This is a genomic window from Sphingomonas humi (genome assembly GCF_039536725.1).
Taxonomy (GTDB): domain Bacteria; phylum Pseudomonadota; class Alphaproteobacteria; order Sphingomonadales; family Sphingomonadaceae; genus Sphingomicrobium; species Sphingomicrobium humi.
Map to the genome: position 1 here is coordinate 37,289 of NZ_BAAAZD010000002.1, position 25,770 is coordinate 63,058.

General features: G+C 66.9%; 31 protein-coding genes. 17 read left to right on the top strand and 14 right to left on the bottom strand.

The window, feature by feature from the left end; translation table 11 throughout:
* Nucleotides 1-171: 171 nt before the first annotated feature.
* Complete coding sequence (locus ABD729_RS07980) at nucleotides 172-1,362, top strand: aspartate aminotransferase family protein (protein ID WP_344709695.1); 1,191 nt, start codon at nucleotides 172-174, stop codon at nucleotides 1,360-1,362.
* Nucleotides 1,363-1,364: 2 nt separating this feature from the next.
* On the top strand, nucleotides 1,365-2,228 hold the full coding sequence (locus ABD729_RS07985) for an alpha/beta hydrolase (protein ID WP_344709696.1): 864 nt from the start codon (nucleotides 1,365-1,367) through the stop codon (nucleotides 2,226-2,228).
* A gap of 60 nt (nucleotides 2,229-2,288) precedes the next feature.
* Here ABD729_RS07985 and ABD729_RS07990 read toward each other — a convergent pair whose 3' ends face one another.
* Nucleotides 2,289-2,906, bottom strand: a complete 618-nt coding sequence (locus tag ABD729_RS07990; RefSeq protein ID WP_344709697.1) for a YceI family protein — start codon at nucleotides 2,904-2,906, stop codon at nucleotides 2,289-2,291.
* A gap of 344 nt (nucleotides 2,907-3,250) precedes the next feature.
* On the opposite strand from ABD729_RS07990, the gene ABD729_RS07995 reads away from it, so the two are divergent.
* The 7 genes from ABD729_RS07995 (at nucleotide 3,251) to queE (ending at nucleotide 7,001) form a co-directional block, all read left to right on the top strand.
* Nucleotides 3,251-3,457: a cold-shock protein gene (locus ABD729_RS07995; protein ID WP_344709699.1), complete on the top strand. Its 207-nt coding sequence runs from the start codon at nucleotides 3,251-3,253 to the stop codon at nucleotides 3,455-3,457.
* A gap of 88 nt (nucleotides 3,458-3,545) precedes the next feature.
* Nucleotides 3,546-3,743: a hypothetical protein gene (locus tag ABD729_RS08000; RefSeq protein ID WP_344709700.1), complete on the top strand. Its 198-nt coding sequence runs from the start codon at nucleotides 3,546-3,548 to the stop codon at nucleotides 3,741-3,743.
* A gap of 102 nt (nucleotides 3,744-3,845) precedes the next feature.
* Nucleotides 3,846-4,739: an Hsp33 family molecular chaperone HslO gene (gene hslO / locus ABD729_RS08005; protein WP_344709701.1), complete on the top strand. Its 894-nt coding sequence runs from the start codon at nucleotides 3,846-3,848 to the stop codon at nucleotides 4,737-4,739.
* Nucleotides 4,740-4,765: 26 nt separating this feature from the next.
* The gene (locus ABD729_RS08010; protein WP_344709702.1) at nucleotides 4,766-5,173 is read left to right on the top strand and encodes a DUF3617 domain-containing protein; all 408 of its coding nucleotides are present in this window, start codon (nucleotides 4,766-4,768) and stop codon (nucleotides 5,171-5,173) included.
* Between the two features lie 153 nt (nucleotides 5,174-5,326).
* Nucleotides 5,327-6,010 (top strand): 7-cyano-7-deazaguanine synthase QueC, encoded by a 684-nt coding sequence (queC, locus tag ABD729_RS08015; protein ID WP_344709704.1) that lies wholly within the window; start codon nucleotides 5,327-5,329, stop codon nucleotides 6,008-6,010.
* Entirely contained in the window at nucleotides 6,004-6,378 is a 375-nt protein-coding gene (locus ABD729_RS08020; protein ID WP_344709705.1) for a hypothetical protein, read from the top strand. Before queC ends, ABD729_RS08020 begins: the two co-directional genes overlap by 7 nt.
* Nucleotides 6,375-7,001: a 7-carboxy-7-deazaguanine synthase gene (gene queE / locus ABD729_RS08025; protein WP_344709706.1), complete on the top strand. Its 627-nt coding sequence runs from the start codon at nucleotides 6,375-6,377 to the stop codon at nucleotides 6,999-7,001. Before ABD729_RS08020 ends, queE begins: the two co-directional genes overlap by 4 nt.
* Nucleotides 7,002-7,010: 9 nt before the next feature.
* Here queE and ABD729_RS08030 read toward each other — a convergent pair whose 3' ends face one another.
* The 3 genes from ABD729_RS08030 to lipB all read right to left on the bottom strand — a co-directional run bounded on the left by ABD729_RS08030 (nucleotide 7,011) and on the right by lipB (nucleotide 8,453).
* Nucleotides 7,011-7,337: a hypothetical protein gene (locus tag ABD729_RS08030; RefSeq protein ID WP_344709707.1), complete on the bottom strand. Its 327-nt coding sequence runs from the start codon at nucleotides 7,335-7,337 to the stop codon at nucleotides 7,011-7,013.
* A gap of 112 nt (nucleotides 7,338-7,449) precedes the next feature.
* Nucleotides 7,450-7,704 carry a hypothetical protein gene (locus ABD729_RS08035; RefSeq protein WP_344709708.1) on the bottom strand — a complete coding sequence of 85 codons (255 nt, stop codon included), beginning with the start codon at nucleotides 7,702-7,704 and terminating at the stop codon, nucleotides 7,450-7,452.
* Nucleotides 7,705-7,781: 77 nt separating this feature from the next.
* Nucleotides 7,782-8,453: a lipoyl(octanoyl) transferase LipB gene (gene lipB, locus ABD729_RS08040; RefSeq protein ID WP_344709709.1), complete on the bottom strand. Its 672-nt coding sequence runs from the start codon at nucleotides 8,451-8,453 to the stop codon at nucleotides 7,782-7,784.
* Between the two features lie 91 nt (nucleotides 8,454-8,544).
* On the opposite strand from lipB, the gene ABD729_RS08045 reads away from it, so the two are divergent.
* Nucleotides 8,545-9,354, top strand: a complete 810-nt coding sequence (locus ABD729_RS08045) for a DUF7847 domain-containing protein (RefSeq protein ID WP_344709710.1) — start codon at nucleotides 8,545-8,547, stop codon at nucleotides 9,352-9,354.
* 42 nt (nucleotides 9,355-9,396) lie between these two features.
* Here the strand turns inward: ABD729_RS08045 and hemF are convergent, their stop codons facing one another.
* Nucleotides 9,397-10,242: an oxygen-dependent coproporphyrinogen oxidase gene (hemF, locus tag ABD729_RS08050; RefSeq protein WP_344709711.1), complete on the bottom strand. Its 846-nt coding sequence runs from the start codon at nucleotides 10,240-10,242 to the stop codon at nucleotides 9,397-9,399.
* 284 nt (nucleotides 10,243-10,526) lie between these two features.
* Between hemF and petA the strand changes: the two genes are divergently transcribed.
* The 4 genes from petA (at nucleotide 10,527) to ABD729_RS08070 (ending at nucleotide 14,082) form a co-directional block, all read left to right on the top strand.
* Nucleotides 10,527-11,108, top strand: a complete 582-nt coding sequence (gene petA, locus ABD729_RS08055; RefSeq protein WP_425564873.1) for a ubiquinol-cytochrome c reductase iron-sulfur subunit — start codon at nucleotides 10,527-10,529, stop codon at nucleotides 11,106-11,108.
* Nucleotides 11,109-11,118: 10 nt separating this feature from the next.
* On the top strand, nucleotides 11,119-12,435 hold the full coding sequence (locus ABD729_RS08060; protein ID WP_344709712.1) for a cytochrome b: 1,317 nt from the start codon (nucleotides 11,119-11,121) through the stop codon (nucleotides 12,433-12,435).
* A 17-nt stretch (nucleotides 12,436-12,452) separates the two neighbouring features.
* Nucleotides 12,453-13,397, top strand: a complete 945-nt coding sequence (locus ABD729_RS08065; RefSeq protein WP_344709713.1) for a cytochrome c1 — start codon at nucleotides 12,453-12,455, stop codon at nucleotides 13,395-13,397.
* A gap of 151 nt (nucleotides 13,398-13,548) precedes the next feature.
* The gene (locus ABD729_RS08070) at nucleotides 13,549-14,082 is read left to right on the top strand and encodes an adenine phosphoribosyltransferase (RefSeq protein ID WP_344709714.1); all 534 of its coding nucleotides are present in this window, start codon (nucleotides 13,549-13,551) and stop codon (nucleotides 14,080-14,082) included.
* A gap of 3 nt (nucleotides 14,083-14,085) precedes the next feature.
* On the opposite strand, the gene ABD729_RS08075 is transcribed toward ABD729_RS08070, so the two are convergent.
* From ABD729_RS08075 to ABD729_RS08085, 3 genes are read right to left on the bottom strand one after another with little or no spacing between them, the layout of a single operon-like run.
* Nucleotides 14,086-15,168: an acyltransferase family protein gene (locus ABD729_RS08075; RefSeq protein WP_344709715.1), complete on the bottom strand. Its 1,083-nt coding sequence runs from the start codon at nucleotides 15,166-15,168 to the stop codon at nucleotides 14,086-14,088.
* A 56-nt stretch (nucleotides 15,169-15,224) separates the two neighbouring features.
* Entirely contained in the window at nucleotides 15,225-15,974 is a 750-nt protein-coding gene (locus tag ABD729_RS08080) for a DUF72 domain-containing protein (protein WP_344709716.1), read from the bottom strand.
* Between the two features lie 46 nt (nucleotides 15,975-16,020).
* Nucleotides 16,021-17,934 (bottom strand): potassium transporter Kup, encoded by a 1,914-nt coding sequence (locus tag ABD729_RS08085; protein ID WP_425564875.1) that lies wholly within the window; start codon nucleotides 17,932-17,934, stop codon nucleotides 16,021-16,023.
* 126 nt (nucleotides 17,935-18,060) lie between these two features.
* Between ABD729_RS08085 and ABD729_RS08090 the strand changes: the two genes are divergently transcribed.
* A complete protein-coding gene (locus tag ABD729_RS08090) occupies nucleotides 18,061-19,377 on the top strand; it encodes a DUF4118 domain-containing protein (RefSeq protein WP_344709717.1) in 1,317 nt (438 codons plus the stop codon).
* A 9-nt stretch (nucleotides 19,378-19,386) separates the two neighbouring features.
* Here ABD729_RS08090 and ychF read toward each other — a convergent pair whose 3' ends face one another.
* Nucleotides 19,387-20,487 carry a redox-regulated ATPase YchF gene (gene ychF, locus ABD729_RS08095; RefSeq protein WP_344709718.1) on the bottom strand — a complete coding sequence of 367 codons (1,101 nt, stop codon included), beginning with the start codon at nucleotides 20,485-20,487 and terminating at the stop codon, nucleotides 19,387-19,389.
* Nucleotides 20,488-20,612: 125 nt separating this feature from the next.
* Nucleotides 20,613-21,197 (bottom strand): TIGR02466 family protein, encoded by a 585-nt coding sequence (locus ABD729_RS08100; protein WP_344709719.1) that lies wholly within the window; start codon nucleotides 21,195-21,197, stop codon nucleotides 20,613-20,615.
* Nucleotides 21,198-21,304: 107 nt separating this feature from the next.
* Between ABD729_RS08100 and ABD729_RS08105 the strand changes: the two genes are divergently transcribed.
* Nucleotides 21,305-21,931: a TIGR02466 family protein gene (locus tag ABD729_RS08105; RefSeq protein WP_344709720.1), complete on the top strand. Its 627-nt coding sequence runs from the start codon at nucleotides 21,305-21,307 to the stop codon at nucleotides 21,929-21,931.
* On the opposite strand, the gene pth is transcribed toward ABD729_RS08105, so the two are convergent.
* The 3 genes from pth to ABD729_RS08120 form a co-directional block, all read right to left on the bottom strand.
* Nucleotides 21,915-22,484, bottom strand: coding sequence for an aminoacyl-tRNA hydrolase (gene pth / locus ABD729_RS08110; protein WP_344709721.1), 570 nt, complete (start codon nucleotides 22,482-22,484; stop codon nucleotides 21,915-21,917). The two genes, ABD729_RS08105 and pth, sit on opposite strands and share 17 nt — an antisense overlap.
* A 48-nt stretch (nucleotides 22,485-22,532) precedes the next feature.
* The gene (locus ABD729_RS08115) at nucleotides 22,533-23,168 is read right to left on the bottom strand and encodes a 50S ribosomal protein L25/general stress protein Ctc (RefSeq protein WP_344709722.1); all 636 of its coding nucleotides are present in this window, start codon (nucleotides 23,166-23,168) and stop codon (nucleotides 22,533-22,535) included.
* A gap of 195 nt (nucleotides 23,169-23,363) precedes the next feature.
* Nucleotides 23,364-24,221, bottom strand: a complete 858-nt coding sequence (locus ABD729_RS08120) for a pseudouridine synthase (RefSeq protein WP_344709723.1) — start codon at nucleotides 24,219-24,221, stop codon at nucleotides 23,364-23,366.
* Nucleotides 24,222-24,296: 75 nt separating this feature from the next.
* On the opposite strand from ABD729_RS08120, the gene ABD729_RS08125 reads away from it, so the two are divergent.
* On the top strand, nucleotides 24,297-24,770 hold the full coding sequence (locus ABD729_RS08125; RefSeq protein WP_344709724.1) for a response regulator: 474 nt from the start codon (nucleotides 24,297-24,299) through the stop codon (nucleotides 24,768-24,770).
* Here ABD729_RS08125 and ABD729_RS08130 read toward each other — a convergent pair.
* A complete protein-coding gene (locus tag ABD729_RS08130) occupies nucleotides 24,743-25,759 on the bottom strand; it encodes an acyltransferase family protein (RefSeq protein WP_344709725.1) in 1,017 nt (338 codons plus the stop codon). The genes ABD729_RS08125 and ABD729_RS08130 overlap by 28 nt on opposite strands.
* Between the last annotated feature and the right edge of the window lie 11 nt (nucleotides 25,760-25,770).

Consider the following 25,770-nt stretch of genomic DNA (forward strand, 5'->3'; position numbering starts at 1 on the left):
GCAGCGAAGCAGTTTTTCGGTTCGGTCCGGTGGATTGCTTCGTCGCTGCGCTCCTCGCAATGACGACGGACGCGACGGGGGTTAACCCCCGCGACTTGAGGTCCTATAGGAGGGCGCGGCTTCAGTTTTGGGGCCGCGCCCTTTTCACATTTGCACTCCAGGAGCCTTTCAATGGCCATCACGCCGCTCATGCCCGTCTATCCGCGCTGCGAAGTGCGGCCGGTCCGAGGCGAGGGCGTGTGGCTGATCGGCGAAGGCGGCGAGCGCTATCTCGACTTCGCGAGCGGCATCGCGGTGAACCTCCTGGGGCACAGCCATCCGCACCTGATCGGCGCGATCCAGAAGCAGGCCGAGACGCTGATGCACGTCTCCAACCTCTACGGCAGCCCTCAGGGCGAGAGCCTGGCCAAGCGGCTAGTCGACCTGACCTTTGCCGACACGGTGTTCTTCACCAATTCGGGCGCCGAGGCGGTGGAGTGCGCGATCAAGACCGCGCGGCGCTATCACCATGCAGCCGGCAATCCGCACAAGAACAAGTTGATCACCTTCAGCAACGCCTTCCACGGGCGGACGATGGCGACCATCTCGGCCACCGACCAGGCCAAGCTTCGCGACGGGTTCGCGCCGCTGCTCGAAGGGTTCGAAGTGGTCGCGTTCGACGACCTCGACGCTGCGCTGGCGGCAATCGACGAGACGACCGCCGGCTTCCTGGTCGAGCCGGTGCAGGGCGAGGGCGGCATCCGTCCGGCGTCGCAGGAATTCATGACCGGCCTCAGGAAGGCGTGCGACGAGCATGACCTGATGCTGGTCCTGGACGAGGTCCAGTGCGGCGTCGCGCGCACCGGAACGCTCTACGCCTACGAGCAATATGGCATCGTCCCCGACATCCTCGCGACTGCCAAGGGCATCGGCGGCGGCTTCCCGCTGGGTGCCTGCCTGGCGACCGAGAAGGCGGCGAGCGGCATGGTAATCGGGACGCACGGCAGCACCTACGGCGGCAATCCGCTGGCGATGGCGGCGGGCAATGCAGTGCTCGACGTGGTGGCGACGCCGGAATTCCTGGCGCAGGTCAAGGACACCGGCGCGCGGCTCCGCTCGGCGCTCGAGCAGATGCTGCCCAACCATGACCATCTGTTCGAGGGCGTGCGCGGCATGGGCCTGATGCTGGGCATCAGGATGAAGACCGACAGCCGCGCGTTCGTCGGTTACCTGCGCACCCGCGGGATCCTGACGGTGGCGGCGGGCGACAATGTCGTGCGCGTGCTTCCGCCGCTGATCATCGACGATGCCGACATCCGCACCTTCGTCGAAGGCCTGAGCGCCGCGGCGGCGGAGTATGAGGTGCCGGCGCAGGCCGCCTGAGGGTGCGGCTCGCCGTCCTCGCCGCGGCCCTGCTGCTGGGCGGAGCGGCCCCGGCGCCGCGGCCGGCCGAGGTCGCGAGCCCGGTCACGCTGGGGCAGGGTTACCGGCTGCAGTCGACGGTGCTTGGGGAAGAGCGGCGGATCAACGTCGTCCTTCCGCCCGGTTATGCCAAGGATCCGAAACGCCGTTATCCGGTGCTGTACCTGATCGACGGCGGGGTCGATCAGGACCTGCTGCATATCGCCGGAGTCGCGCAGCTGGGGGCGATCTGGGGCCGATCGCAGCCGGTGATCCTGGTCGGGATCGAGACCAGGGATCGGCGCAAGGAGCTGGTCGGGCCGACCCGGGATCCCGAGCTATTGAAGCGCTATCCGACCGCGGGGCATTCGGCCGACTTCCGCGAGTTCATCGCGAGGGAGGTGAAGCCGCTGGTCGCGCGACATTACCGCACGTCGGGGCGCGATGCGGTGATCGGGGAATCGCTGGCGGGGCTGTTCATCACCGAAACCTATCTGATCGCGCCGACCCTGTTCGGGGCCTATGCGGCGATCGATCCGAGCCTGTGGTGGGACAAGGAAGCGTTGTCGCTGCGGGCGAGGGCGCTGCTGTCGGGAGCGCAGAAGGGGAGGCCCTTCTACCTCGCCATTGCGAGCGAGCAGGCGGGCGAGCCGGCGGCGGCGGAGCGGGTGCTGGCGGCGATGCGCGCGGCGGGGGCGACGGTGTGCGAGCAGCGCCGCCCCGACCTTACGCATGCGACCATCTACCAGCAGGTCGCGCCGACCGCGCTGCAATATGTCCTGCCGCCGCAAAGCGCGCCGGGCGCGGAATATGGCTTCACCGTGCGCTGCGCGGGCGCGGTGGACTGATCAGCCAAGACGCCGGTCCACCGCCGCAGCGCGGCCGCCCGTGCGTAGGGGGCGCGAGGCCTACTTTTCGAAGGCGGCGTTGATGTCGAGCTTCACCTCGTCCGACACGGCCGGAAGCGCGTAGCCGAGGTTGAAGTCGCTGCGCTTCAGGGTGGCGGTGGCGGAAAAGCCGATGGTCGCCTTCTTGTTCATCGGGTTGACCCCGGCGCCGTGGAGGCGGGCGTTGAGGGTGAGGGGCTTGGTGACGCCGCGCAGCGTCAGGTCACCGGCGATGGTCGCCTGCGTCCCACTGACCTTGACCGAACGCGAGACGAAGCGGGCCGAGGGATACTTGGCGGTGTCGAACAGGTCAGGGGTGGCAAGGTGCTTGCCGAATGCGGGCGCGGTGACGGTAAGGCCCGACAGCGGAATGTCGATCGCGACCCTAGCGGCGTTGGGGCGCGCAGGATCGATGTCGAGCGTGCCGCTCATCGAGCCGACCATTCCCGACAGGCGGCTGAAGCCGAAATGGTCGACCGACCACAGGACCTGCGTGTGGTTGGGATCGACCTGATAGGTGCCGGCCCCGAGCGCCGCGGCGGCGCGGGCCGGGCTGGCCGGCTGCGCCTTGGGCTGGGCGGCGATCCCTGCGCTGGCGGTAAGCGCGAGGGCGGCGACGAGGGCGAGGGACTTGTGCATCGGTCAGGCTCCGGCTGAGTGGTAACTGTTTGTGACCACGTAACTGATCGTGCCCGCGCAAAGCCGCAAGAAGGCACAAGGATGTGACCGATGCCGGTCGTCGCGGGGGGGGGCCGGTAAGTCTCCCAGGCCGAACCGCGGTTTGCCCGGCCTGCGGCTGACGATGCGGTGGGGGGCAAAAGGGCGCTCGGTTGTAATTTCGGGCCGCATGGGGCATATAGGTCACGCTATCAGTCGCAAGTTTTGACGGTCTACGGCGCTTTGCGGCTCCTTTTTCCTTCTCTCCTCGCTGCTCCTAGCGTGCTGCCCGGCGTTCGGGCGGTGCTAAGAGAAGGACTACCAACATGATCACCGGCACCGTAAAATTCTTCAATGCCGACAAGGGCTATGGCTTCATCTCGCCCGAGGACGGCAGCGGCGATGCCTTTGTCCACATTTCGGCGGTTGAAGCTGCCGGCATGCGCACGCTCGATCGCGACCAGCGCGTGACCTACGAACTTCAGAGCGGCCGCGACGGCCGCGCCAGCGCAGTCAACCTGCAGAGCGCCTGATTTTCCTGCGCGGGGGCGGCCGGTCAACACCGGTCCGCCCCCGCGTTCTACTCGTTTGTATCCGTAATCCTCAAAGGAGGCCGCACCCATGTCCACCCTCGAATTCTATGCCGAGCGCGCCGCACAATGCCGCCGTGACGCGGATGCGGCGAACCTCGAGAACGTGAAGAAGCGGAACCTTGAAGCGGCGATGGCATGGGAAGCGATGGCCGACCGCCTGCAGCGCACCAATGCGCACCGCGACGCCAACGAAGCGGCGCGCGAAGCCCGTTCCGCCGAAGCCTGACGAACTCTATCCTGGCTCCACCCCGGCCGATGCCGGGGTGCAGCCCGTCCACCTCGACCCGCAGCGGTTGAGGTCGGTGGGGAGGCTTCCTATCTCCCCTGCATGAACCCCGACATTTCCAATCTCGATGCCGCCCTTGGCGTGACCGTTCCGGCGCGCCACGCGCGTGGCCGTGCAGCGCGGATCGGCCCAGCGCTCGACGCCATCCTGTCCGCCCATAATTATCCCGCGCCGATCGAACGCCTGCTGGCCGAGGCGCTGGCCCTGACCGCCCTGCTCGGCTCGTTGCTGAAGGATTCGGGCGGCCAGCTGACGCTGCAGGCGCAGACGCAGGGCGGCGTGGTCGACCTCCTGGTCTGCGACTACAAGGGCGGCGAACTGCGCGGCTATGTCCGCCACGATCCGGTCAAGCTTGCCGATGCGGCGCATGCCCCGACGCTGAAGACCCTGTTCGGCGAAGGCTATCTGGCGATCACCTTCGACCAGCCCGCGACGAACGAACGCTACCAGGGGATCGTCCCGCTGGAGGGCGAAAGCCTTGGCGCGGCGGCCCAGAGCTATTTCAGCCAGTCGGAGCAGATCCCCTCGATCGTCCGGCTCGCGGCCGAGAAGAAGGCCCGCGGATGGGTCGCCGGCGGGATCCTGTTCCAGCACCTTCCCGAAGGCGAGGAAGGGCGCGAGCGTCTCCACACCCGGCTCGACCACCCCGACTGGGACCATGTCGCGGCGCTTGCCGGATCGGTCCGCGACGAGGAGCTGCTCGACGAGGAGCTGGCGCTCGACCAGCTGGTCTGGCGGCTATTCCACGAGGAAGCCGAAGTGCGGGTGCTGGCCGGCGCGCCGCTGTCGCGCGGGTGCCGCTGCGACCCCGCATACGTCCGTTCGGTCATCGCCCGCTTCCCCGCGGAGGAGCGCGAGGAGATGAAGGACGAGGAGGGCCTGATCCGCGTCAATTGCGAGTTTTGCTCAACCAGTTTCCCGCTGTCATTCGAATAAGCGGGCGGCGTGGTATGATGGGGCGGATGAAGAGATTCGCGTCTCTTGCGGCAGTCGGTTGCCTGGCGGCCGGCGGGCTTGCCTCGGCGGCGAGCGCGCCTGGCGTCCTGCCGGGGGTCGAACCTGGGTTGTGGGAAGTCAGCGCCGATGCGACCGGCCGCAACGCCCGGCGCGGTTGTCTCGACGACATGATCCTGATCGCGACCTACGCCCATGCGGGCCAGCGCTGCGAGCGGACGATCCTGGTCAATACGCCGCGCCAGCTGGTGGTGACGCTGGCCTGCGGCGCGGGGTCGTTCGGGCGGTCCGACGTTACCGTGACCACCCCGCGCTCGCTCAAGCTCGCGACCCAGGGCTTCCGGCAGGGCGAGCCTTATGATTTCACGATTTATGCGCGACGGGTCGGAGAATGTCCGGCGCGGGAAAGGCGTTAAGGCCTCGTTTAACCATAAGCTGCTAGAGCGCTTCCTGTGCCTGACCCAGGTCCGGCACGCTTTCCTCCCTAACGGGCCATCGCGCCCGAACCTGGGCCGCTCTTCGGAGCGGCCCTTCTTTTTTGCCGCTCCCCGGCCTATGGGCCCGCCGCCATGACCAACACCCCTCCCACCGCCGTCGTCCTGCTGTCGGGCGGCCTCGATTCGATGGTCTGCGCCGCGCTGGCGCGGGAGCGGGGCTTTGCGGTCACCGCGCTGACGGTCGATTACGGGCAGCGGCACCGGGTCGAGCTCGAGGCCGCAAGGACGATCGCGGCCGACCTTGCCGATCGCCACGTCATCCTGCCGCTCGACCTGCGCGCGTTTGGCGGATCGGCGCTGACCGCCGATGTCGCCGTGCCCAAGGACGGCGTCGGCGAAGGCATTCCGGTGACCTACGTGCCCGCGCGCAACACCATCTTCCTCAGCCTTGCGCTGGGCCTTGCCGAAGCGAGCGGCGCGCGCGACCTGTTCGTCGGCGTCAATGCGCTCGATTATTCGGGCTATCCTGACTGCCGGCCGGACTTCGTCGCGGCGTTCGAGCGGCTGGCCAACCTTGCGACCAAGGCCGGGGTGGAGGGCGATCCCTTCACCATCCACGCGCCGCTGCAGGACATGACCAAGGCCGACATCGCGCGCGAGGCGGCGCGGCTCGGGCTCGACGCCGGGGTCAGCCACAGTTGCTACGATCCGGGCACGGACGGCGGGGCGTGCGGGACCTGCGACGCGTGCCGGCTGCGCGCCAGGGGGTTCGAGGAAGCGGGCCTGCCCGACCCGACGCGCTATTCGGCATGTTGAGCCCGGCCCTCGCAATCACGATCACGCCGAACCGGGTCGCGGTTCGCAACATCGGCGATGGACGTTCGGCAAGCGCGGACGCGCCTTTTTCGTGCAGTCATCTGCTTGCCGATGACGTGGACATTCTCGAACACGCCGCGCTTCACGCGATCAAGGCGGTGATCGGCGGAGGCATCCTCCCGAAATTTCCAAAGGTCATCATTTCGACGGCCGGCCAGCCGCTGCACCGCATCGAGCGCAAGACGATCGCCGAGGCTCTTTTAAACGCGGGCGCAAGCACCGTCGAGTTCGCGACTGATGTCGGTGAACTGAAGGAGCAAGCGGCAGCGCGCGCGGCTTATATTGACCTTCACTGGCGCACGCGATGACCTACGCCGTCAAGGAATGCTTCCTCACGCTGCAGGGGGAGGGGGTGCAGACGGGCTCACGCGCGGTGTTCCTGCGCTTTGCCGGGTGCAATCTGTGGAGCGGGCGCGAGGCTGACCGGGCGAGCGCGCAATGCCGCTTCTGCGATACCGATTTCGTCGGCACCAATGGGGTGAACGGCGGCAAGTTCGCCACCGCAGATGCGCTTGCCGATCAGGTCGAGGCGCTGTGGGGCGAGAAGCTCGACCGGAGGCTGGTGGTGGTGACCGGGGGCGAGCCGATGCTGCAATTAGACGCGGCGCTGGTCGATGCGCTGCACGCCAAAGGCTTCCGGATCGCGGTCGAAAGCAACGGAACGCTGCCCGCGACTGCCGGGATCGACTGGCTGTGCATCAGCCCCAAGGCAGGGACCGACGTCGTCCAGCGGGCCGGTGACGAATTGAAGCTGGTCTGGCCGCAGGAGGGGATCGATCCGGCCGAGCTCGAGGGGTGGGACTTCCCGAACCTCCTGGTGCAGCCGATGGACGGCCCGGCAGGATCGGTCGAGGCTTCGATCAGCCTGGCGATGGAGCGGCCGCGCTGGCGGCTCAGCCTCCAGGCGCACAAGGTGGTGGGCCTGGCCTGAGCGAGGACTTCAGGCGGCGTTGGTGTCGGCCGCCGGCTCGGTGCTGTTCGATTCGGCCTTTGGTCCGCTCCTTGGGGGCCGCGGGGCCTTCTTTTCGGCCTTGGTATCGTTGGCGGGTGCCGCCTCGTTCGCGTCAAGCGCGGGCGGCGGCATGTCGCCGGCCATGCGGGCATCGTCGGCCGTCGCCGCATCGATCGCGGTGACGTCGCCGGCCACGACATTCTCCTGCGCCAGCCCTGCGTCCGACGCGCTTTCGTTGACGGTGGCGGGCTGCTTGTCGCCGCAGCCGGCGAGCAGCAGCAGCGGAACAAGGGCGAAGGCAAGGGCGCGCGACATGGCGCGGACGTAGCGGCATGTCGCCCAACAGAAAAGGGGCCGCCGGCGCGATGCCAGCGGCCCCTTTCCTTCATAACGACCCGGCCATCCCGTGGGGGACGGCCGACGCAAATTACATCGCGTTGTTGGTCATCATGTTGGCGTCAGCAGCGTTGCTGCCGTTCATCATGTTGGCGTCGGCCGACATGTTGCTGTCCATGGTCATGTTGCTGTCCATGGTCATGTTGGCGTCCATCGCGTTCATGTCGGCGACGGCATTGGTGTCGACGGCCATGTTCTCTTCGACGGCGGTGTTGTTGGCGGCTTCATTGCTGCTGCAAGCCGACAGAGCGAGGGCCGCAGTGGCGACCAGGATCAGAGCACGCATTCGAGTTCACTCCCAAAAAAGGTGCGATCTGGCGTGGTTTCCCCACGTCGCAAATCACCGCGCTGTGTAGAGCGTCGTTACGCGTCCGCCAAGGGGGCTGAAGTGCTGCCCAGTTTTCCCAGGAATTTGAGGAAGTTGGTATGGAGCGCCCGGTCGAGCGCGGCCATTCCGGCGGGATTGGCAAGCGCCTGGAGACTGGTCACGCCATGGGTCGCGATCCCGCACGGCACGATTCCCCCGAAGTGCGACAGGTCCGGGGCGACGTTGATCGAGAAGCCGTGCAGGGTGACCCAGCGCTTCACCCGCACCCCGATCGCGCCGATCTTGGCTTCGGCGGCGCCCTCGCCGGTCCAGATGCCGATCCGTCCCGGCGAACGGTGGGCGGGGACACCAAGATCGCCGAGGCTGTCGATCACCCAGCCTTCAAGCGCATGGACGAAGCACCGGATGTCGCGCCCGCGCCGTGCCAGGTCGAGGGTGAGATAGCCGACCCGCTGGCCTGGGCCATGATAGGTGTAGCGCCCGCCGCGGCCGGCATCGAACACGGGGAAGCCCTGCGGATTGAACAGTTCGGCCGGGTCGGCGCTGGTGCCGGCGGTGAACAGGGGCGGATGCTCGAGCAGCCAGACCCGTTCGCCGGCGGTCCCGTCGCGCACCGCGGCGGCGCGCGCCTCCATGTCGGCGAGGGCCTGCGCATAGGGGACCAGCCCCTCGCTCACCCGCCATTCGATGCCGTCATCGTCCGCCATGCCGCCCTCCTTGGCGGACAGATTGGCAAAGGGGCAAGAGGGCGGCTAAGCCATTTGCCCACAGGTCAAGCGGATGAGGGTGAGCAAGCGGATGAAGCTGTCGATCGGTCAGGCCTGGGACGAGACCAAGGCCGTCTTCCGCGCGGACGGGGGAGCGATCTCGGCGGTCGCGCTTGCGCTGACGGTGCTTCCGGGCACGATCCTCGAGACGGTCGCGCCGTCGAGCCAGCGGGCGGCCGAGACGGCCTGGTATGTGTCGCTGCTCGGGCTTGCCGCGGCACTGCTGAGCCTTGCTGGCCAGCTTGCGATCAGCCGCATCGCGCTTGGCCCCTCGACCACCGTGGGCGCGGCGATCGGCCACGGCTTCCGGCGCGTGCCGGCGCTGTTCGGGGCACTGTTCCTGCTGTTCCTGCCCATCGCGCTGGTCGGCGCGGCGCTGATCTACCCGCAGCTTGGCGGGATCCAGAATGATCCTTCCAAGATGCCGTCCAGCGCGCTCCTGACGACGCTTCTCGTCATCGTGGTGTTCTTCTTCCTGCTAGTGCGGATGCTGTTCATCACTCCGCTGGCGGCCGACCGGGACTTGAATTCGATCCAGCTTCTGAAGGAAGCCTGGGGCCTGTCGAAGGGGCGGTTCTGGAAGCTGTTCGTGATGGTGCTTCTGCTCGCGCTGGTCGCGCTGATCATCCTCGGCGCGCTGGGCGGAGCGCTGTCGGCGGTGGTGATCCTGGCCCTGGGCGCGATCGAGCCCGGCAATACCAGCGCGCTCTTGGTGGCACTGATCCAGCAGCTGATGGCGGCGTTCGTGTCGGTCCTGTTCGTTGTGGTGGTGTGCCGCCTCTACCGCCAGGCGGAAAGCGGCGGGACCTGGGCATCTGTCCCGCACGCGGGCGGCGAATAGGCAGACGTTCCTTGCCGAAGCGGAGGGGGCGGGCCTTGCCCGTCAGCTCCACTTGGCGAGCGGCGGGAGGCTCATCAGGATCGCGTCGACATTGCCGTTGGTCTTGAGCCCGAAGATCGTCCCGCGGTCGTAGAGCAGGTTGAATTCGGCATAGCGGCCGCGAAATTCGAGCAGGCGGTCCATGTCGGCCTCGCTCCACTCCTGATTCATGTGGCGGCGGACGATCGGCGGGTAGGCGGCGAGGAAGGCTTCGCCGACGTCGCGGGTGAAGGCGAAATTCTCTTCGAAGTCGCCTTCGAGCCGGTCGTAGAAGATTCCGCCGACACCGCGGGCGACCTTGCGGTGGGGAAGCCAGAAATATTCCTCGCACCACTTTGAATAGCGTTCGTAATAGTCGGCGCCGTGCGCGTCGCAGGCTGCTTTCAGCGCGGCGTGGAAGCTGGCGGTGTCCTCTTCATAGGGAATGGCGGGGTTGAGGTCCGCGCCGCCGCCGAACCAGCGCTTCGAGGTGCACAGGAAGCGGGTATTCATGTGGACCGCGGGCACGTGCGGGTTGGCCATGTGGGCGACGAGGCTGATCCCGGTCGCGAAGAAGCGGTTGCCGTTTTCCTGGCTGCCGGGAATCGACTTGGCGAATTCGTCGGTGAAGGTGCCGCCGACGGTGGAGACGTTGACCCCGACCTTTTCGAACACCTTGCCCTTCATCAGGCCGCGCACGCCGCCGCCGCCGGGCACTCCGGACGAATCCTCGCGGTCCCAGGAAAGAAAGTCGAAGCTGGCGTCGGACCCGGCCTCGCGCTCGATCGCCTCGAACTCGGCGCAGATGCGGGTACGCAGGGCTTCAAACCAGGTGCGGGCGGCGGATTGTTGTTCGTCGAGTGCTTCCATGGGCGGCAAAGCTAGCGGCTCGGACGGCAAAGCCAATGATCGAGATCAAAAGAGGGCTGCTGATGCGCAGCATACGGTGGGTCGGGGCATGGATTGCCGCGCCTTCGGCTCACAATGACAAAGAGTGTGCGTGGTCGTTTCGTCGCCGCACCGCCCATTGGACCCTTGAGGAGCGATGAACGGCCCGCTATCAGGCGCGCGATTATCCGTCCCGGCTGGCCCGTGGCGGTTTCCGACAATGCCCTCAGACACGAGGGCTAACAAGCGAGCTCAAGGACCTTTCGATGGCCACCGCGCAACCCAATCAGATGCCAGGCGAGCCGACCCCGGCCGATGCCGGCGATCCCGGCGTCCGCCGCCGCGACTTCATCAACATCGCCGCGGTGAGCTTTGCCGGCGTCGGCGGCGCGGTCACCATCGCCCCGCTGTTGATGCAGGCTGCGCCGTCGGCAGACGTGCGCGCGCTGTCGTCGATCGAGGTCGACATCTCCAAGATCCAGCCGGGCCAGGGGATCAAGACCAGCTGGCGCAAACAGCCGGTGTTCATCAAGCAGCTGACCCCGGCCGAGATCCAGGCCGCCAATGCGGTCGACGTCGCCTCGCTGCGCGATCCGCAGTCGCTGGCCGACCGGACCAAGCCGGGCAAGAGCCAGTGGCTGATCACGCTCGGCGTCTGCACCCACCTCGGCTGCGTGCCGCTCGGCATCGGCGAAGGCGAGACCAAGGGCGATTTCGGCGGCTATTTCTGCCCGTGCCACGGGTCGCACTACGATACCGCCGCCCGCGTCCGTAAGGGCCCGGCACCGCTGAACCTGCACGTGCCGGATTATGAATTCACCTCGGACACCGTCGTCCGGATCGGTTGAGGACAAGACCATGAGCTTTGCCTGGGCCAAGCCCTACGAACCCACCTCGCCGTTCATGCGCTGGATGGACCAGCGCCTGCCGCTGCCGCGCCTCGTCTATGGCGCGATCGGCGGCGGCTATCCGGTGCCGCGCAACCTGAACTATTTCTGGAACTTCGGCGTCCTCGCCGGCCTTGCCCTGATGATCCAGATCGTCAGCGGCATCGTTCTGGCGATGCATTATTACAGCTATGCCGGCGGCGCCTTCGACAGCGTCGAGCGCATCATGCGCGACGTCAACGCCGGCTGGGTGATCCGTTACGTCCACCAGAACGGAGCGAGCTTCTTCTTCGCGATCGTCTACATCCACATCTTCCGCGGCCTTTACTACGGCTCCTACAAGGCGCCGCGCGAGATGGTGTGGCTGCTTGGCCTCGTCATCTACCTGCTGATGATGGCGACCGCCTTCATGGGCTACGTGCTGCCGTGGGGCCAGATGAGCTACTGGGGCGCACAGGTCATCACCGGCTTCTTCTCGGCCATCCCGGTGGTCGGTGATCCGTTGCGCATCTTCATCCTCGGTGGCTATGCCCCCGACCAGGCCGCGCTGAGCCGGTTCTTCTCGCTTCACTACCTGCTGCCGTTCGTGATCGCGGGCGTCACCATCCTCAAGATCTGGGCGCTGCACATCCCGGGTTCGTCGAACCCGACCGGCGTCGACGTCAAGGACGAGAAGGACACGCTGCCGTTCCACCCGTTCTACACGGCCAAGGACGGCTTCGGCATCGGCGTCGCGCTGCTGATCTTCTCGCTGTTCGTGTTCTTCTTCCCGTACAGCCTCGGCCACCCGGACAATTACATCGAGGCGAACCCGCTGGTGACCCCGGCGCACATCGTCCCCGAATGGTATTTCTGGCCGTTCTACGCGATCCTGCGCGCCTTCACGGTGGACTTCATCCTGCCTGCGAAGCTGTGGGGCGTGCTGGCGATGTTCAGCTCGATCCTGCTGCTGTTCTTCCTCAGCTGGCTGGACCGTTCGCCGATCCGCTCGACCAGCTATCGCCCGGTTTACAAGATCTTCTTCTGGGTGCTGGTCGTCGACATCCTGATCCTCGGCTATTGCGGCGTGTCCCCGGCGGAACAGCCGTACATCGCCCTGAGCCAGATCTGTGCGGCCTATTACTTCGCCCACTTCCTGATCATCCTGCCGCTCGTCTCCAAGTTCGAGAAGCCGCGGCCGCTCCCCAACAGCATCTCGGAGAGCGTGCTGCATGGTGAGAAGCAGGAAAGCCGGCCCTACGGACTTGCGCCGACCGGTTCGACCACCGCGCCGCAGCCGGCCGAATAAGAAAGAACGATAGCAACATGGTCCGCATCATCGGTTTCTTCGTCGGCCTGGGGTTTGTCGGCGTCCTGCTGATCAGCCTCGTCATCAACGGCGCCGACTATTTCAGCAATCCGCCCGAGCCGACCGCCGCGCACGAGTTCCACAAGGAACCGCGCAAGGCGGAGCTCGCCTCGGACGGCATGGCCGGCAAGTTCGACCGCCAGCAGCTGCAGCGCGGCTTCCAGGTCTACAAGGAAGTCTGCTCGGCCTGCCACAGCCTCAAGTATGTCAGCTTCTACCAGCTGACCGACCTTGGTTATTCGGAAGCCGAAGTGAAGGCGATCGCCAACCAGTGGGCGACCGAAGTGCCGTCGGTGAACCCGGAAACGGGTGAGCCCGCGACCCGCAAGGCGCTGGTCTCCGACCGCTTCCCAAGCCCGTACGCCAACGAGACGGCGGCCCGCGCGGCGAACAACAATGCGCTTCCGCCCGACCTCAGTCTGATGACCGAGGCGCGCGAAGGTGGGCATGATTATGTCTACTCGCTGCTGACCGGCTATGCCGAGCAGGCAGGCTACAAGAACGAGAAGGGCCAGGAGCTGCTGAAGGAGTTCCCCGACGTGGCAACCCCGCCGGGCCTGCACTTCAACCCTTATTTCGCCAACCTCAACATCGCCATGCCGCCGCCCCTCGTGTCGGACGGTCAGGTGACCTACGCCGACGGGACCAAGTCGACGGTCGACCAGATGGCCAAGGACGTGTCCGCGTTCCTGGTGTGGACGGCCGAGCCGACGCTTGAGAACCGCCACCGCGCGGGCTGGGCGACCCTCCTGTTCCTGACGATCGCGTCGATCTTGGCGTATCTGTCCTACCGGAACATCTGGGCCAATGCGAAGCGCGAGGTCGCGGCCCGCGGCCCGCTCGACCCGGCGTTCCGCGACCGCATGGACGAGCAGAAGGCCGAGCGCGGCATCGCCGGCTAAGCCCGACCGGGTGACAAGGAATGAGGGGTTCGGGGCGATGGCTCCGGACCCCTTTTTCGTAGGTGGCTACTGGCTGCAGTGAGGGGCGATTCCTCGCCTCCGCACGGGCCATGGATTGCTTCGCCGCCCGGCTCCCCGCAAGGACGATTCCATGACCCTCGACCAGATCACCGCTCTTGTCCGCACCATCCCCGATCATCCCAAGCCAGGGATCCTGTTCCGCGACGTGACGACCCTGCTGCTCCATGCGGAGGGCTTCGCCGCCGCGATCGACCAACTGGCGGCAAGCGTCGATGACCGCCCCGACTTGGTGGCGGGAATGGAAGCGCGCGGTTTTGTCGTGGCGACCGCGCTGGCGCTGAAGCTCGGGGCCGGGCTGCTCCTGATCCGCAAGGACGGCAAGCTGCCCGGGGCGACCATCGCCGAGGATTATGCGCTGGAATATGGGACCGACCGGCTGACCATGCATGTCGACGCCTGCGCGCCGGGGGCAAGGGTGCTGCTGGCCGACGATCTCATCGCGACCGGCGGCACGGCGCTGGCCGCCGCGCGGCTGGTGCGGCGGGCGGGGGCGGTGGTGACGGGTGCCCGCTTCCTGATCGACCTGCCCGACCTTGGCGGTGCGGCGAGGCTTGAGGCCGACGGGGTCGCGACGAGCAGCCTGCTGCGCTTCCCCGGACACTGAGGCTCAGGCCGCGAGCTGCCTCGCTTCGGACTTGTCGGTAGCATCGTTGGCGGCGGACGCGGCCGGAGCGTCCTTCAGGTAGGGCCGGCGGAAACGCATCATCGGCCCTTCGATCAGCCGGTGGCTCGCCCAGCCGAGCATGGTCATGTAGCCGAAATAGACGAGCGCAAACGGGATCGCGACATAGACGCTGGTCAGCCGCGCGAGATTGTCATCGACGAACCGCGATGCCGCGACCACGGTCAGGAAGTGGAGCAGGTAGACCGCGTAGCTGTAGTCGCCGGCCCGGCGCAGCGGCGCGGTCCAGCGCCCGGTGAAGGGGTGCCGGTCGTACCAGCTGATGAGGGCCGCAAAGCCCGCCGCCTCGATGGTCGGAAGCACCACCCAGACGAGGTCGTCGTGCGCGCCATAATAGCCGCCGTTCGCCGCAAACCACATGTAGAACAGCCACAGCGCGCCGAATGCGGCCGCCGCGACCCGTCCACGCGGCGCGAGGTGATAGGCGAAGATGCCGAGGGCGAACTGGTCGATCCGACCGATCAGCGTGTAATAGGCGAGCGTCTCGATCGCATAGCCGAGGTTGGCGAGGGCCAGGCGCAGCAGCAGCGCGGCCCCGACGATCAGCAGCGGGGCATAGCGCCAGCGCCGGACCGACCACAGGATCATCGGCAGCAGCAGGTAGAAGTGCATTTCGACCACGATCGACCACCCGCCCTGCGGCATGCCGGGCAGCAGCCAGCCGACCTTGACCCCGTGGAGGTAGGCCGCGCGGTCCTCGGGCGATTGGACGAGATAGCCGAGCAGCAGGCAGAGGATGAACAGCGGGAGCAGGCGAAGCGCGCGGTTCCAGGCGAAGGCGGGAAAGTCGATCGTGCGCTGTCCGACCAGCTTGGCGAACAGATAGCCGCTCAGCGTCATGAACAGCGCGACCCCGCTATGTCCTTGCGCGATGAGGCCGATTTCGGGCGTCGCGGCGATGGAGGTGTTCACGGCGGGGCGGGAGAAATGCCACAGGACGACGAGAAAGGCCGCAAGGGCACGCAGGTGGTCGAGCCCTTCGTAATGGGCTCCGGACGAGGACTTCATTACGCTTACCCACGCTTACAAAAGCCTACACTGACGACAGGCTTAAAACGCGATGGTTAAGAGGCTGTTGAGGCGCGGCGGCCGTCGAGCGCCTCCATCAGGGCGAGTGCGTCGCCGGCTGCGGCGCTGCTGGCGGTGTTGTCGAAGATGCACCAGCGGTCCGCCGCGGGCTGCGCCCTGATCGCCGCGGCGAGCGCGGGCAGGCGATCGGCATAGCTGGAGCGATAGATGACCGGCGACCCGTGGAGCCGCCAATAGGCGAGCCCGCGCACCACCAGCGGCTGCCCGGCCCCCGGGACCCGCGCCGGATCGGCCCCGACGCGCGCGATGCCAAGCTCGGTCAGCAAGGCGTCGGCCGCGGGTTCGAACCAGCTGGCGTGGCGCGGCTCCACGGCTGGGGGGAGGGGGCTGCGATCCGCGAGCAGGCCGAAGAAGCCGCGGGCAGCGGCGGGGTCGAGCGCCAGGCTGGGCGGGAGTTGCACCAGCAGAACCGCGAGCTTGTCGCCAAGCTCCCCGGCTTCGGCGAGGAAGGTGTCGAGCAGGTCGGCGCATTGGAGCAACCGCCGCTCGTGGGTGATCGCCTTGGGCAGCTTGGCCGAGAAGCGAAAGCCCGGCGGCACGCTGTCGCGCCACTTCGCCCAGGTCGAATGGCGATGCGGGCGATGGAAGCTGCTGTTGATTTCCGCGCAGGAGAAGACCGCCCCGTAGCGTTCCAGCCCGCTGCCGTCGGCCGGGAAGGCGTCGGCGCAATCGCGCGAAATGCTCCAGCCGGCGGTGCCGATGCGGGTCGGTTGATCGCGGTCCATCCGAGGGGGAACGCGCGAGCCGCAGGTTGTCTGCCCCAGGCCCGGTTCAGATCCTCAGCTGGCTGCCGAGTTCGATCACCCGGTTGGTCGGCAGGCGGAAGAATTCCATCGCGCTTTCGCTGTTCTTCATCATCCACGCGAACAATTGCTCGCGCCACAGCGCCATGCCCGGCTGATCGGTCGAGGGAATGAGCTTCTGGCGACCGAGGAAGAAGCTGGTCGACATCATCGAGAAGCCCCCGCCGCACTGCTCGATGCGGGCAAGATCGGCGGGGACGTCGACCTCGTCCATGAAGCCATAGTGGAGCACGACCCGGTAGAAGCCCTGGCCCGACCCGCTGACCTCCAGCCGCTCGCTGCCCGAGACGTGGGGGACGGGTTCGACCCTCACGTTCAGGATCAACACCCGCTCGTGCAGCACCTGGTTGTGCTTGAGGTTGTGAAGCAGCGCCGAGGGGATGGCGTCGGGCGAGGTCGACAGGAATACCGACGTGCCGCGGACGCGGTGCACGCTGGCCACCGACTTGATGAAGACTTCGACCGGGATCGCCTCCTCGGCCATCTTCACCCGCATCAGGCGGCGACCGGAAGCCCAGGTGGTGAGCACGGTGAACACGATGAACGCCACCAGCAGCGGGAACCAGCCGCCGTCGGCGATCTTGGTCACGTTGGACGCGAAGAACATGCCGTCGACCACCAGGAACAGACCGATGGTGAGGGCGGCAAGCAGGCGGTTCCACTTCCACACCCGGAAGACCAGCACCGCCAGCATCAGCGTGGTGATGATCATCGTCCCGCTGACGGAGATGCCATAAGCCGCCGCCAGACGGGTGCTTTCGCCAAAGCCGACGACCAGCAGGCAGACCATCGCCAGCAGGGTCCAGTTGACCAGCGGGATATAAATCTGGCCGGCCGCGCGCTCGCTCGTGTGGCGGGTCTTGAGGCGCGGCAGGAAGCCGAGCTGGATCGCCTGGTGGGTGACCGAAAAGGCGCCGGAGATGACGGCCTGGCTGGCGATCACGGTCGCGGCGGTGGCGATCAGCACCAGCGGCAGGCGGGCCCAGTCGGGCGCCATCATGAAGAAGGGGTTTTCGGCCGCCGCCGGGTTCGCCAGCAAGAGGGCGCCTTGCCCCATGTAGTTGAGCATCAGGCAGGGATAGACGAGCGAGAGCCACGACAGCCCGACCGCCTTGCGCCCGAAGTGTCCCATGTCGGCATAGAGCGTCTCGGCGCCCGTCACCGCGAGGAACACCGACCCCATCGCCAGGAAGGCGAGCTTGGGATCGTAGATGAAGAAGGCCAGCGCGTGGTGCGGACTGACGATCCCGAGGATGTCGGGATGCTGGACGATGTTGCTAACGCCAAGCGCGGCCAGGCAGGCGAAATAGACGATGACGATCGGTCCGAACACCGCGCCGACCTTGGCGGTACCGCGCGACTGGACGAGGAACAGGCCGATCAAAACCGCGATGGCGATCGGGACCACCAGCGGCGCGAGCGAGGGTTGCACGATGGTCAGCCCCTCGACCGCCGACAGGACCGAGATGGCCGGCGTGATGATCGCGTCGCCGTAGAAGAGCGCGGTGGCGAATACCCCGAGGGTCACCAGTCCGGCGGTCCAGCGATGCTCACCGAGGCTGCGCGAGATGAGCGAAAGAAGCGCGAAGGAGCCGCCTTCGCCCTTGTTGTCCGCGCGCATGGCCACGAACACATACTTGAGGGTGACCACCAGCATCAGCGACCAAAAGATCAGGCTGAGCACGCCGAAGATGTGGAGCCGGTCGACCGCCAGCGGATGCGCGCCGACGAACGTCTCCTTCATGGCGTAGAGCGGCGAGGTGCCGATATCCCCATAGACGATGCCGATGGCGCCGAGCATGAGGGTGGGAAGCGAGTGCTGCTCGACCGTGGGGGGAGCGCTGTCGCCGGTGTCGGACGCAATGATGGCTGGGGTGGACATTGGCTTTACATGGTCGTCGTCGCCGTGAAGATTCCATGTGAAAGCCATGTGCTGGCCGTGAAGGATCAGGGGGGAAGCGGAGGGCGCCCCCTCGACCTTCGCGGGCGCCGGACGCACATGAGGGGAATGACGCGCACCCGCCTTGCAGCCTCGCCGCTGGTCCACCTGATTGCCGCCTTGCTGATGGTCGGGGTCTCGACGCTCGGCGGCCTGATCATCGCGCCGCGCTATGGCAATTCGGCGGTCGACCTTCTCTATCTGCCGGCGGTTCTGGGCGCAGCGGTGGTCGGTGGGTTCGGCCCGGCGCTGCTCGCTGCCGCAGCCGCCGCCTTATCCTACAACTTCTTCTTCACGCAGCCGCACTTCACCTTTCGGGTGACCGAGGCGAACGACCTGCTGACGATCGTCGTGCTGCTCGGCGTGGCGCTTGCGACGAGCCAGCTTGCGGCGGGGATTCGGCGCCAGGCCGAGCGCGCCAATGGCCTGGCCAACCGAAACGCGACGATCGCCGGGCTGGCGCGGCGCCTGCTGAGCTGCACGGGCGAGGAGGAGATTGCGGCGGTCGGCGCGAGCGAGGTGGCGCGCGTGTTCGATTGCAACGCGCTGCTGATCCCGGCGCCCATCACCGGCGCCATCCTTGCCGCCGCGCCGCATCCGAGCGAGCTTGGACCCAACGACTGGGCCGCCGCCGAGCTTGCCCTTCAGACCGGCGAACCGACCGGCCGCGGGGTCAGCCGCGCGGTGCCGACCGAATGGCAGTTCCGTCCCGTTCGGTCGGGCACCAAGGTGCTGGCGATCATGGCGATCGCCCGCGACGACGGGTCGAACCTCGACCCCGAAGGCCAGCTGAAGCTGCTCGACAATCTGCTCGACCAAGTCGCCCTTGCGCTCGAACGCGGGCGGCTGGAGGGCGAAATGCGCGAATTCACCCGGGTCCACGAACGCGACCGGCTGCGCTCGGCCCTGTTCTCGACGATCGGGCAGGACGTGCAGCCGACGCTTGTCGCCATCGGCAAGGCGGTGCGCGACATCCGCCGCGAAGGGGGCGCCGACCGCACGCTGCTGGGCGAGCTTGGCGGCGACGTGGCGAAGCTCGAACGCTATCTGATGAACCTGCTGAGCCTCGACGATGCCGACGACCAGCGCCCGGTGGTCAGCGGCGAGGTTTCGATCGACCTCTTCCGCCGCGAGGTCCGGCGAAGCGGTGAGCCGGTGCACCTGACCCCCAAGGAATATGGGCTGCTCGCCGAACTGGCGCGGCAGCCGGGGCGCGTGCTCAGCCATGCCCACCTCCTGCGTTCGGTGTGGGGGCCGGCGCATGAAGGGAACAGCGACTATCTGAGGGTCGCCGTGCGGGGCCTGCGGCAGAAGCTCGAAGACGATCCCAAGGCGCCCCGCCTGATCGTCAACGAGCCAGCGGTCGGTTACCGGCTGAACGTCTGAGCCGGACCCTCAGACGTTGAACTTGAAGTGGAGGACGTCGCCGTCCGCCACGACATATTCCTTGCCTTCCTGGCGGAGTTTGCCGGCGTCGCGGGCACCCGCTTCGCCGCCGAGCGCGACATAATCGTCGAAGGCGATGGTCTCGGCGCGGATGAAGCCGCGTTCGAAATCGGAGTGGATGACCCCGGCGGCCTGCGGGCCCTTGGCGCCCTTCTCGACGGTCCAGGCGCGGGCTTCCTTGGGGCCGACGGTGAAGAAGGTGATGAGGTGGAGGAGGTCGTAGCCGGCGCGGATGACGCGGGCGAGGCCGGTTTCCTTCAGGCCCATCTCGCCGAGGAATTCGAGCCGTTCGGCCTCGTCCATGCCGACCAGTTCCGCCTCGATCGCGGCCGAGACGACGACGGCGTTGGCGCCTTCCGCCTTGGCCTTGGCGAACACCTGCGCCGAAAGCTCGTTGCCGTTGGCGGCATCCTCCTCGTTGACGTTGCAGACGTAGAGGATCGGCTTGGCGGTGATCAGCTGGGCCTGGGCGAAGACGCGGGCTTCCTCCTCGTCCTTCGGCTGCGTCAGGCGCGCGGGCTTGCCGTCGCGCAGGAGCTCGAGCGCCTGGGTCAGGACCGACGCTGCGATCTTGCTTTCCTTGTCGCCCTGCTGGCCCTTCTTGACGAGGTTGGGGACGCGCTTCTCGAGGCTTTCGAGGTCGGCGAGGAGAAGCTCGGTCTCTACCACCTCGGCGTCGGCCAGCGGATCGACCTTGTTCGCGACATGCTGGATGTCGTCATTCTCGAAGCAGCGCAGGACATGGACGATGGCGTCCACCTCGCGGATGTTGCCGAGGAACTGGTTGCCGAGGCCCTCGCCCTTGCTGGCGCCCTTCACGAGCCCGGCGATGTCGACGAAGCCAAGCTGGGTGGCGATGATCTTGGCCGACTTGGCGATGCTCGCGAGCTGGTCGAGGCGCGGGTCGGGGACCGCGACCTGGCCGACGTTGGGCTCGATCGTGCAGAAGGGGTAATTGGCCGCCTGCGCCGCCTGCGTCTCTGTGAGCGCGTTGAAAAGGGTCGATTTGCCGACGTTCGGCAGGCCGACGATGCCGCAGCGGAAGCCCATGGAAAGTATATCTCGATAACGGAGGAAGCTCGCGCGCCCTTAGCCGCTGCAGCGGAGCAGACGCAACCGGGCGGCGGCGGGGCTACTCTGGAATGGAGCGGCAAGCAGAAGCGGATGCTAACGGCCTAGGCGAAATTGAAGCTGACGCTCAGCCGCTCGGACCGGCCGGCACCGGGCAGGACCTCGTGGCGCAGCCAGCTTTCCCACAGTAGCAGCTGGCCGGGTTGCGGGCGGACGGTCACGAAGGTCTGCAGCGGCTCGGGCGCATCGGTTCGGCGGGTCGGCGCGGCCATCATCATCGGCAGGCGCGGATCCTCGAAGCGGATCGCACCGGCGCCTTCGGGTACCTCGACATAGAAGGTCCCGCTGAGAATCGAGTGCGGATGGAGGTGGGCACTGTGGTGACCGCCGGGCTTCATCAAATTTACCCACAGGCTGTCGAGCTTCGGCTTCACATCCCACGCGAGGTCGCGCGCGAAGGTCGCGGCATGGCGGGTGAGCAGGCGGCCGAGGTCGGCGAACACCGGATCGCGGCGCGGCAGGTCGTTCAGCGAGGCGTAGCTGGTGTAGCCCTTGTAGCCATGCTCCTTCGCCCAGCGGCGCCCGGCACCATCGTCCTCGGCAAGGCTGCGGATCGAGTGGGCGATCTCGGCAAGGTCGATGGCGAGGTCGGCTTCGTAGAGCGGCGTGGCGAAAAGCTGGCGCGACATGGCAGCGGGTTAGTGCGCCGCGCCCGTGAAGGCAAAGGATGCGCTGCCCGGCGGATTGTCGCGGCCGCCTGCGGAGGCTAGCGGAAGGGGAGAAGCCCGAGGGACTGATGACACTCAAACTGCTTCGGATCGAACCCTTGTTCCAATCTCCGCTCGCGGTGTTCGAGGTGGAGGACAGTGGCCCGCTCAACGCCCGGCTGCTGGAAGAGATCGGCGTGCGCCGCGCGGGCGAGCCGTCGCTCAAGCGATCGAACCGGCTTGGCTGGCATTCCGAACCCGATTTCTTTCGCCGCCCCGAGCCGGCGCATCGCGAGCTTGCCGGCCAGCTGAAGGAGATGGTCGCCGCCGCGACCCGGCGGATCGCGCCCGACGCCAGTTTCGATCATCTCGAATTCATCTGTGACGGGTGGATCAACGTCAATCCGGCCAGCGCCTACAATACGCCGCACGACCATGTCGGGGCGCTGTGGTCGGGCTGCTATTATGTGGCGGTGCCGGCGGCGGGAGCGGACAATCCCGACGGCGGCGCGATCGAGTTCCTGTCGCCCAACCCGTCGAGCCCGTTTGCAGGGCTGCTTTCGTCAGCGATGACTGTCGACAAGGTGAAGGTGCAGCCATCCGCCGGCAAGGCATTGCTCTTTCCCGGCGCGCTGCGGCACTGGGTTCACCCGCAGGGCAGCGGCGAGGACCGGGTGACGATCGCCTTCAACGCAGTGCTCAGGAAGCGAGCCTGAGCGCGATCTCGCTCATGAAGCGCGCATCTTCCCCGCGCGCCAGCCACTCGGCCTCGGCGGAGATGGCGGCGAGGAGGTCGGACAGGGGCTCCATCTCGCTCTTGGCGTAATTGCCCAGCACGTAGCCGGTGACCCGGTCCTTGTGGCCGGGATGGCCGATGCCGATGCGGACCCGGCGGAAGTCGGGACCAAGCGCGGCGTTGATCGAGCGCAGGCCGTTGTGACCGGCAAGGCCGCCACCGACCCGCACCTTCACCTTCATCGGCGCAAGATCGAGCTCGTCATGGAAGACGGTGAGGGCGGCTTCGTCGAGCTTGAAGAAGTGCAGCGCCTGCTGAACCGAGTCGCCGCTGTCGTTCATGAAGGTCTGGGGTTTCAGCAGCAGGATCTTCTGCGTGCCGATGCGGCCTTCCGAAATGAGGCCGCGAAATTTCTTCTGCCAGGGGCTGAAGCCGTGGACTTCGGCGATCGTGTCGAGCGCCATGAAGCCGACGTTGTGCCGATGCAGCGCATATTGCGCGCCGGGATTACCGAGGCCGGTCCAGATCTGCATCGATGGGGCAACTCCCCTCCCGCGCGGACACGGGAGGGGAGGAGCCGATTACTCGGCGTCGCCGGCGGCTTCTTCGCCTTCGCCGTCGACGGTGGTGTCACCCTCGTCGCTCTTCAGCGCCGACGGAGCCACGATCGTCGCGATGGTGAAGTCGCGGTCGGTGATGGTCGGAACCGCACCCTTGGGCAGGGTGACGTTCGAGATGTGGATCGAATCGCCCACGTCGAGGCCCTTGAGGCTGACTTCGATGTCGTCGGCGATTTCCGACGCGTCGCAGGTCAGTTCGATGTCGTGCTTCACGACGTTGAGCACCGCGCCGCGCTTGATGCCGGGGCTTTCCTCTTCGTCGACGAAGCGCACGGGCACCGAGACGGTGACCTTGCTGTGCTCACCGATGCGCAGGAAGTCGACATGGACCGGGCGGCTGGAGACCGGGTGGAACTGCACGTCCTTGGGGAGGGTGCGCGTCGTCTTGCCACCGGCGTCGATCATCACGACCGAGTTCATGAAGTGACCGGTCGAAAGCATCTTGGCGAGGAGCTTTTCCTCGACGTGGATGCTCAGCGGCTCCTGGTTGGCGCCATAGACAACGGCGGGGACCCGACCCGAATTACGCAGCTCACGGGAGGCTCCCTTGCCAGCCCGGTCGCGCGTCTCGGCGGGCAGCGTCAGCTGTTCGCTCATACGTGCATTCCTTTGAAAAAGAGTTTTGTACCGCTCCCCACGCCTCCAGGGATGACCATGCAGGAGCGGCCGGGCGCATAGCGCGGGACGGGCGGAATGGCAAATTGCGGGGCCGATCGGTCATTGCGAGCGCTAGCGAAGCAATCCATTCGCCGCGTGGATTGCTTCGCCTCCGGCTCGCGATGACGGGGGAGACTATTTGAGCGTCTGGCGGAAGCGGAACAGCTCTTCGCGCTGCACTTCGCCGACCTGGCCCGGGGCGAGGTCGAGCATGGTGAAGGGGCCGTAGGAGAGGCGAATCAGGCGCGAAACCTGGAGGCCGAGATGCTCAAGGACGCGGCGGACCTCGCGGTTCTTGCCTTCGGTCAGCGCCAGTTCGATCCAGCAGTTGGCGCCGGTGCGGCGCTCGAGATTGGCGTCGATCGACCCGTAGCGCATGCCCTCGATCTCGACGCCTTCCGAAAGCTCCTCGAGCTGGGCCTGGCTGATCTCGCCAAAGGCCCGGGCGCGATAGCGGCGGACGACGGCGGTGGCGGGCAGCTCGAGCTGGCGCTTCAATTCGCCATCGTTGGTGAGCAGCAGCAGGCCCTCGGTCATGTAGTCGAGGCGACCGACCGGCATCACGCGCGGAAGGCCGGCGGGCAGGCGATCATAGATGGTCGGGCGGCCCTTGGGGTCGTTGGCGGCGGTCAGGCAGCCCGCGGGCTTGTGGAAGCGCCACAGGCGAGCGGCGGCGGGCGGCGCGACCGGCTTGCCGTCGACCGTCACTCCGCGCAGGTCCTCGAGCAGGGTGGCGGGAGTGGTCAGTACCTCGCCTTCAAGGGCGATGCGGCCCTCGGCGATCATCCGTTCAATGTCGCGGCGGGAGGCGACGCCGGCGCGCGCAAGCAGCTTGGCAATGCGCTGCGGCCCGGTGTCGCGAGCGGGGCCCGGCTTGGCGCCACGCGGCCCGGTCGGGCGAGGACCAGTCGGGCGCTGGCCGCCTAGACGCGGACCATCGGCACGCGGACCATCGGCACGCGCACCTGTGGCGGGCGGAGCACGCCGCGGCATTTTGGAAGGGGGACGGGGCCCGCGAGGACCTGTCGTTCGTTGCGGGGGCACAATCTAATTCCTCGAGGATCGCGAATGCTGTTCGGCAAGCAGGTACGCCACGTCAAGCGCATCCTCATCGTCGAGGACGAGCCGCTGGTGGCGTTCGACAATGAGCTGATGGTGGAAGCCGCCGGATACACGGTCGTGGCCACGGTGGATAGCGTGCGCGACGCCCTTACCATGCTGAGCCGCCATCACGAGGCCTGCGATCCGGCCGACAAGGAGTGCGGGATCGACCTCATCCTGACCGATATCGGCCTGACCGGAAACCGCAGCGGCGTCGATCTAGCGCGGGAAGCCGGAAAGATCGGCATTCCGGTGCTGTTCGCCACCGCCGCTCCGCCGGCCGGCGCCGAACAACTGGCGATCGGCGTGCTGCTCAAGCCTTACAACGACCGAACGCTCAAGGCAGCGTTGAAGGTCGTCGAGAAGCGGCTGGCGGGCAAGGCACGGATCAAAGCGCCCGACGGGATGATCCTCTACGACGAACCGCCGCTGGCGGCCTGAGACGGCCCTTCGGGCGCTGTCGTGACGGGCGGACGGGAGCGCTCGCCCCGGCGCCGGGCATAGCGAAGTATCATCTTCTGGGCCGGCTTTTCGAACCACCAGAAGAGCGCGATCGACAGCACCACCGCGAGCATGGCGACCAGCCATTCGGGGAGGAAGCGCAGATATCGAATGAGCGGCAGGTGAAGCATGTAGAGCATGAAGCTTGCATCACCGAGCAGGATCAGCGGCTGGGCGGAGAGAAGCCGCGCGAAAAGGCCCGAGGAGCGGGCGAAGACGGCGACCAGCGCGATCGCCGCCGGGATGAAGAGCAGGGCCGACCCGAAGGATCCCGGAACCCCGAACTCGAACGCCGCGAGGGAGCCCGCGGCCAGCAGGATCGCCGCCAGTTCGGACCCGGTACCAAGCGGGGGTCCGTCGGCGCGCAGCTTTGCGAGGCTGATGCCGATCGCGAATTCGAGCAGGCGGGTTGGCGGAAAGATGTAGAAAAGGAAGTGCGTGGGCTGATCGTCAAGAGGCTGCGGCAGGAAGATCGCGAACGCAGACGCCGCAGCGAGCAATAGAGCTGCCCAGATGGCGACGCGAAACCGGGTCACGAGCGGCAGCAGGAACGGGAAGACGGCGTAGAAGAAGGCTTCGTCGCTGATCGACCAGCTTGGCGCGTTCAGGCTGAAATAGGCTGTCCGTGTCGGCACCCAGCTTTGCAGCAGGGCCAGATTGAGTGGCAGCGTGAAGAGCGCCGAACTGATCGGGATGACGAGCAGCGCCGTCAGCAGATGCGTCGGGTAAATGCGCGCAACCCGCTTCCACCAGAACAGCCTTCGTTCCTCGGGCGTCGAGACCTTGCCTTCGTAGTTCATGGCCAGGACGAAGCCGGACAGGACGAAGAAGAAGGAAACGCCGGCATGGCCGGCCGAGAAACCGAAATAATGCTGCGCGACGACCAATGATGCCGCAAAGAAACGAAGCGATGTCAGCGGCGCGATCATCGCTTCGGCAT

Bases quoted from the DNA above. Each gene is read 5' to 3' on its own strand.
- ABD729_RS07990 (WP_344709697.1), bottom strand. From the start codon at position 2,906: ATGCACAAGTCCCTCGCCCTCGTCGCCGCCCTCGCGCTTACCGCCAGC.
- ABD729_RS08100 (WP_344709719.1), bottom strand. From the start codon at position 21,197: ATGTCGCGCCAGCTTTTCGCCACGCCGCTCTACGAAGCCGACCTCGCC.
- ABD729_RS07980 (WP_344709695.1), top strand. From the start codon at position 172: ATGGCCATCACGCCGCTCATGCCCGTCTATCCGCGCTGCGAAGTGCGG.
- ABD729_RS08000 (WP_344709700.1), top strand. From the start codon at position 3,546: ATGTCCACCCTCGAATTCTATGCCGAGCGCGCCGCACAATGCCGCCGT.
- ABD729_RS08010 (WP_344709702.1), top strand. From the start codon at position 4,766: ATGAAGAGATTCGCGTCTCTTGCGGCAGTCGGTTGCCTGGCGGCCGGC.
- pth (WP_344709721.1), bottom strand. From the start codon at position 22,484: ATGCAGATCTGGACCGGCCTCGGTAATCCCGGCGCGCAATATGCGCTG.
- ABD729_RS08090 (WP_344709717.1), top strand. From the start codon at position 18,061: ATGACGCGCACCCGCCTTGCAGCCTCGCCGCTGGTCCACCTGATTGCC.
- ychF (WP_344709718.1), bottom strand. From the start codon at position 20,487: ATGGGCTTCCGCTGCGGCATCGTCGGCCTGCCGAACGTCGGCAAATCG.
- queC (WP_344709704.1), top strand. From the start codon at position 5,327: ATGACCAACACCCCTCCCACCGCCGTCGTCCTGCTGTCGGGCGGCCTC.
- hemF (WP_344709711.1), bottom strand. From the start codon at position 10,242: ATGGAAGCACTCGACGAACAACAATCCGCCGCCCGCACCTGGTTTGAA.
- ABD729_RS07995 (WP_344709699.1), top strand. From the start codon at position 3,251: ATGATCACCGGCACCGTAAAATTCTTCAATGCCGACAAGGGCTATGGC.
- queE (WP_344709706.1), top strand. From the start codon at position 6,375: ATGACCTACGCCGTCAAGGAATGCTTCCTCACGCTGCAGGGGGAGGGG.
- hslO (WP_344709701.1), top strand. From the start codon at position 3,846: ATGAACCCCGACATTTCCAATCTCGATGCCGCCCTTGGCGTGACCGTT.
- ABD729_RS08115 (WP_344709722.1), bottom strand. From the start codon at position 23,168: ATGAGCGAACAGCTGACGCTGCCCGCCGAGACGCGCGACCGGGCTGGC.
- ABD729_RS08125 (WP_344709724.1), top strand. From the start codon at position 24,297: ATGCTGTTCGGCAAGCAGGTACGCCACGTCAAGCGCATCCTCATCGTC.
- ABD729_RS08035 (WP_344709708.1), bottom strand. From the start codon at position 7,704: ATGCGTGCTCTGATCCTGGTCGCCACTGCGGCCCTCGCTCTGTCGGCT.
- ABD729_RS08120 (WP_344709723.1), bottom strand. From the start codon at position 24,221: ATGCCGCGGCGTGCTCCGCCCGCCACAGGTGCGCGTGCCGATGGTCCG.
- ABD729_RS08075 (WP_344709715.1), bottom strand. From the start codon at position 15,168: ATGAAGTCCTCGTCCGGAGCCCATTACGAAGGGCTCGACCACCTGCGT.
- petA (WP_425564873.1), top strand. From the start codon at position 10,527: ATGGCCACCGCGCAACCCAATCAGATGCCAGGCGAGCCGACCCCGGCC.
- ABD729_RS08085 (WP_425564875.1), bottom strand. From the start codon at position 17,934: ATGTCCACCCCAGCCATCATTGCGTCCGACACCGGCGACAGCGCTCCC.
- ABD729_RS08060 (WP_344709712.1), top strand. From the start codon at position 11,119: ATGAGCTTTGCCTGGGCCAAGCCCTACGAACCCACCTCGCCGTTCATG.
- ABD729_RS08070 (WP_344709714.1), top strand. From the start codon at position 13,549: ATGACCCTCGACCAGATCACCGCTCTTGTCCGCACCATCCCCGATCAT.
- ABD729_RS08065 (WP_344709713.1), top strand. From the start codon at position 12,453: ATGGTCCGCATCATCGGTTTCTTCGTCGGCCTGGGGTTTGTCGGCGTC.
- ABD729_RS08105 (WP_344709720.1), top strand. From the start codon at position 21,305: ATGACACTCAAACTGCTTCGGATCGAACCCTTGTTCCAATCTCCGCTC.
- ABD729_RS08080 (WP_344709716.1), bottom strand. From the start codon at position 15,974: ATGGACCGCGATCAACCGACCCGCATCGGCACCGCCGGCTGGAGCATT.
- ABD729_RS08045 (WP_344709710.1), top strand. From the start codon at position 8,545: ATGAAGCTGTCGATCGGTCAGGCCTGGGACGAGACCAAGGCCGTCTTC.
- ABD729_RS08020 (WP_344709705.1), top strand. From the start codon at position 6,004: ATGTTGAGCCCGGCCCTCGCAATCACGATCACGCCGAACCGGGTCGCG.
- ABD729_RS08030 (WP_344709707.1), bottom strand. From the start codon at position 7,337: ATGTCGCGCGCCCTTGCCTTCGCCCTTGTTCCGCTGCTGCTGCTCGCC.
- lipB (WP_344709709.1), bottom strand. From the start codon at position 8,453: ATGGCGGACGATGACGGCATCGAATGGCGGGTGAGCGAGGGGCTGGTC.
- ABD729_RS08130 (WP_344709725.1), bottom strand. From the start codon at position 25,759: ATGATCGCGCCGCTGACATCGCTTCGTTTCTTTGCGGCATCATTGGTC.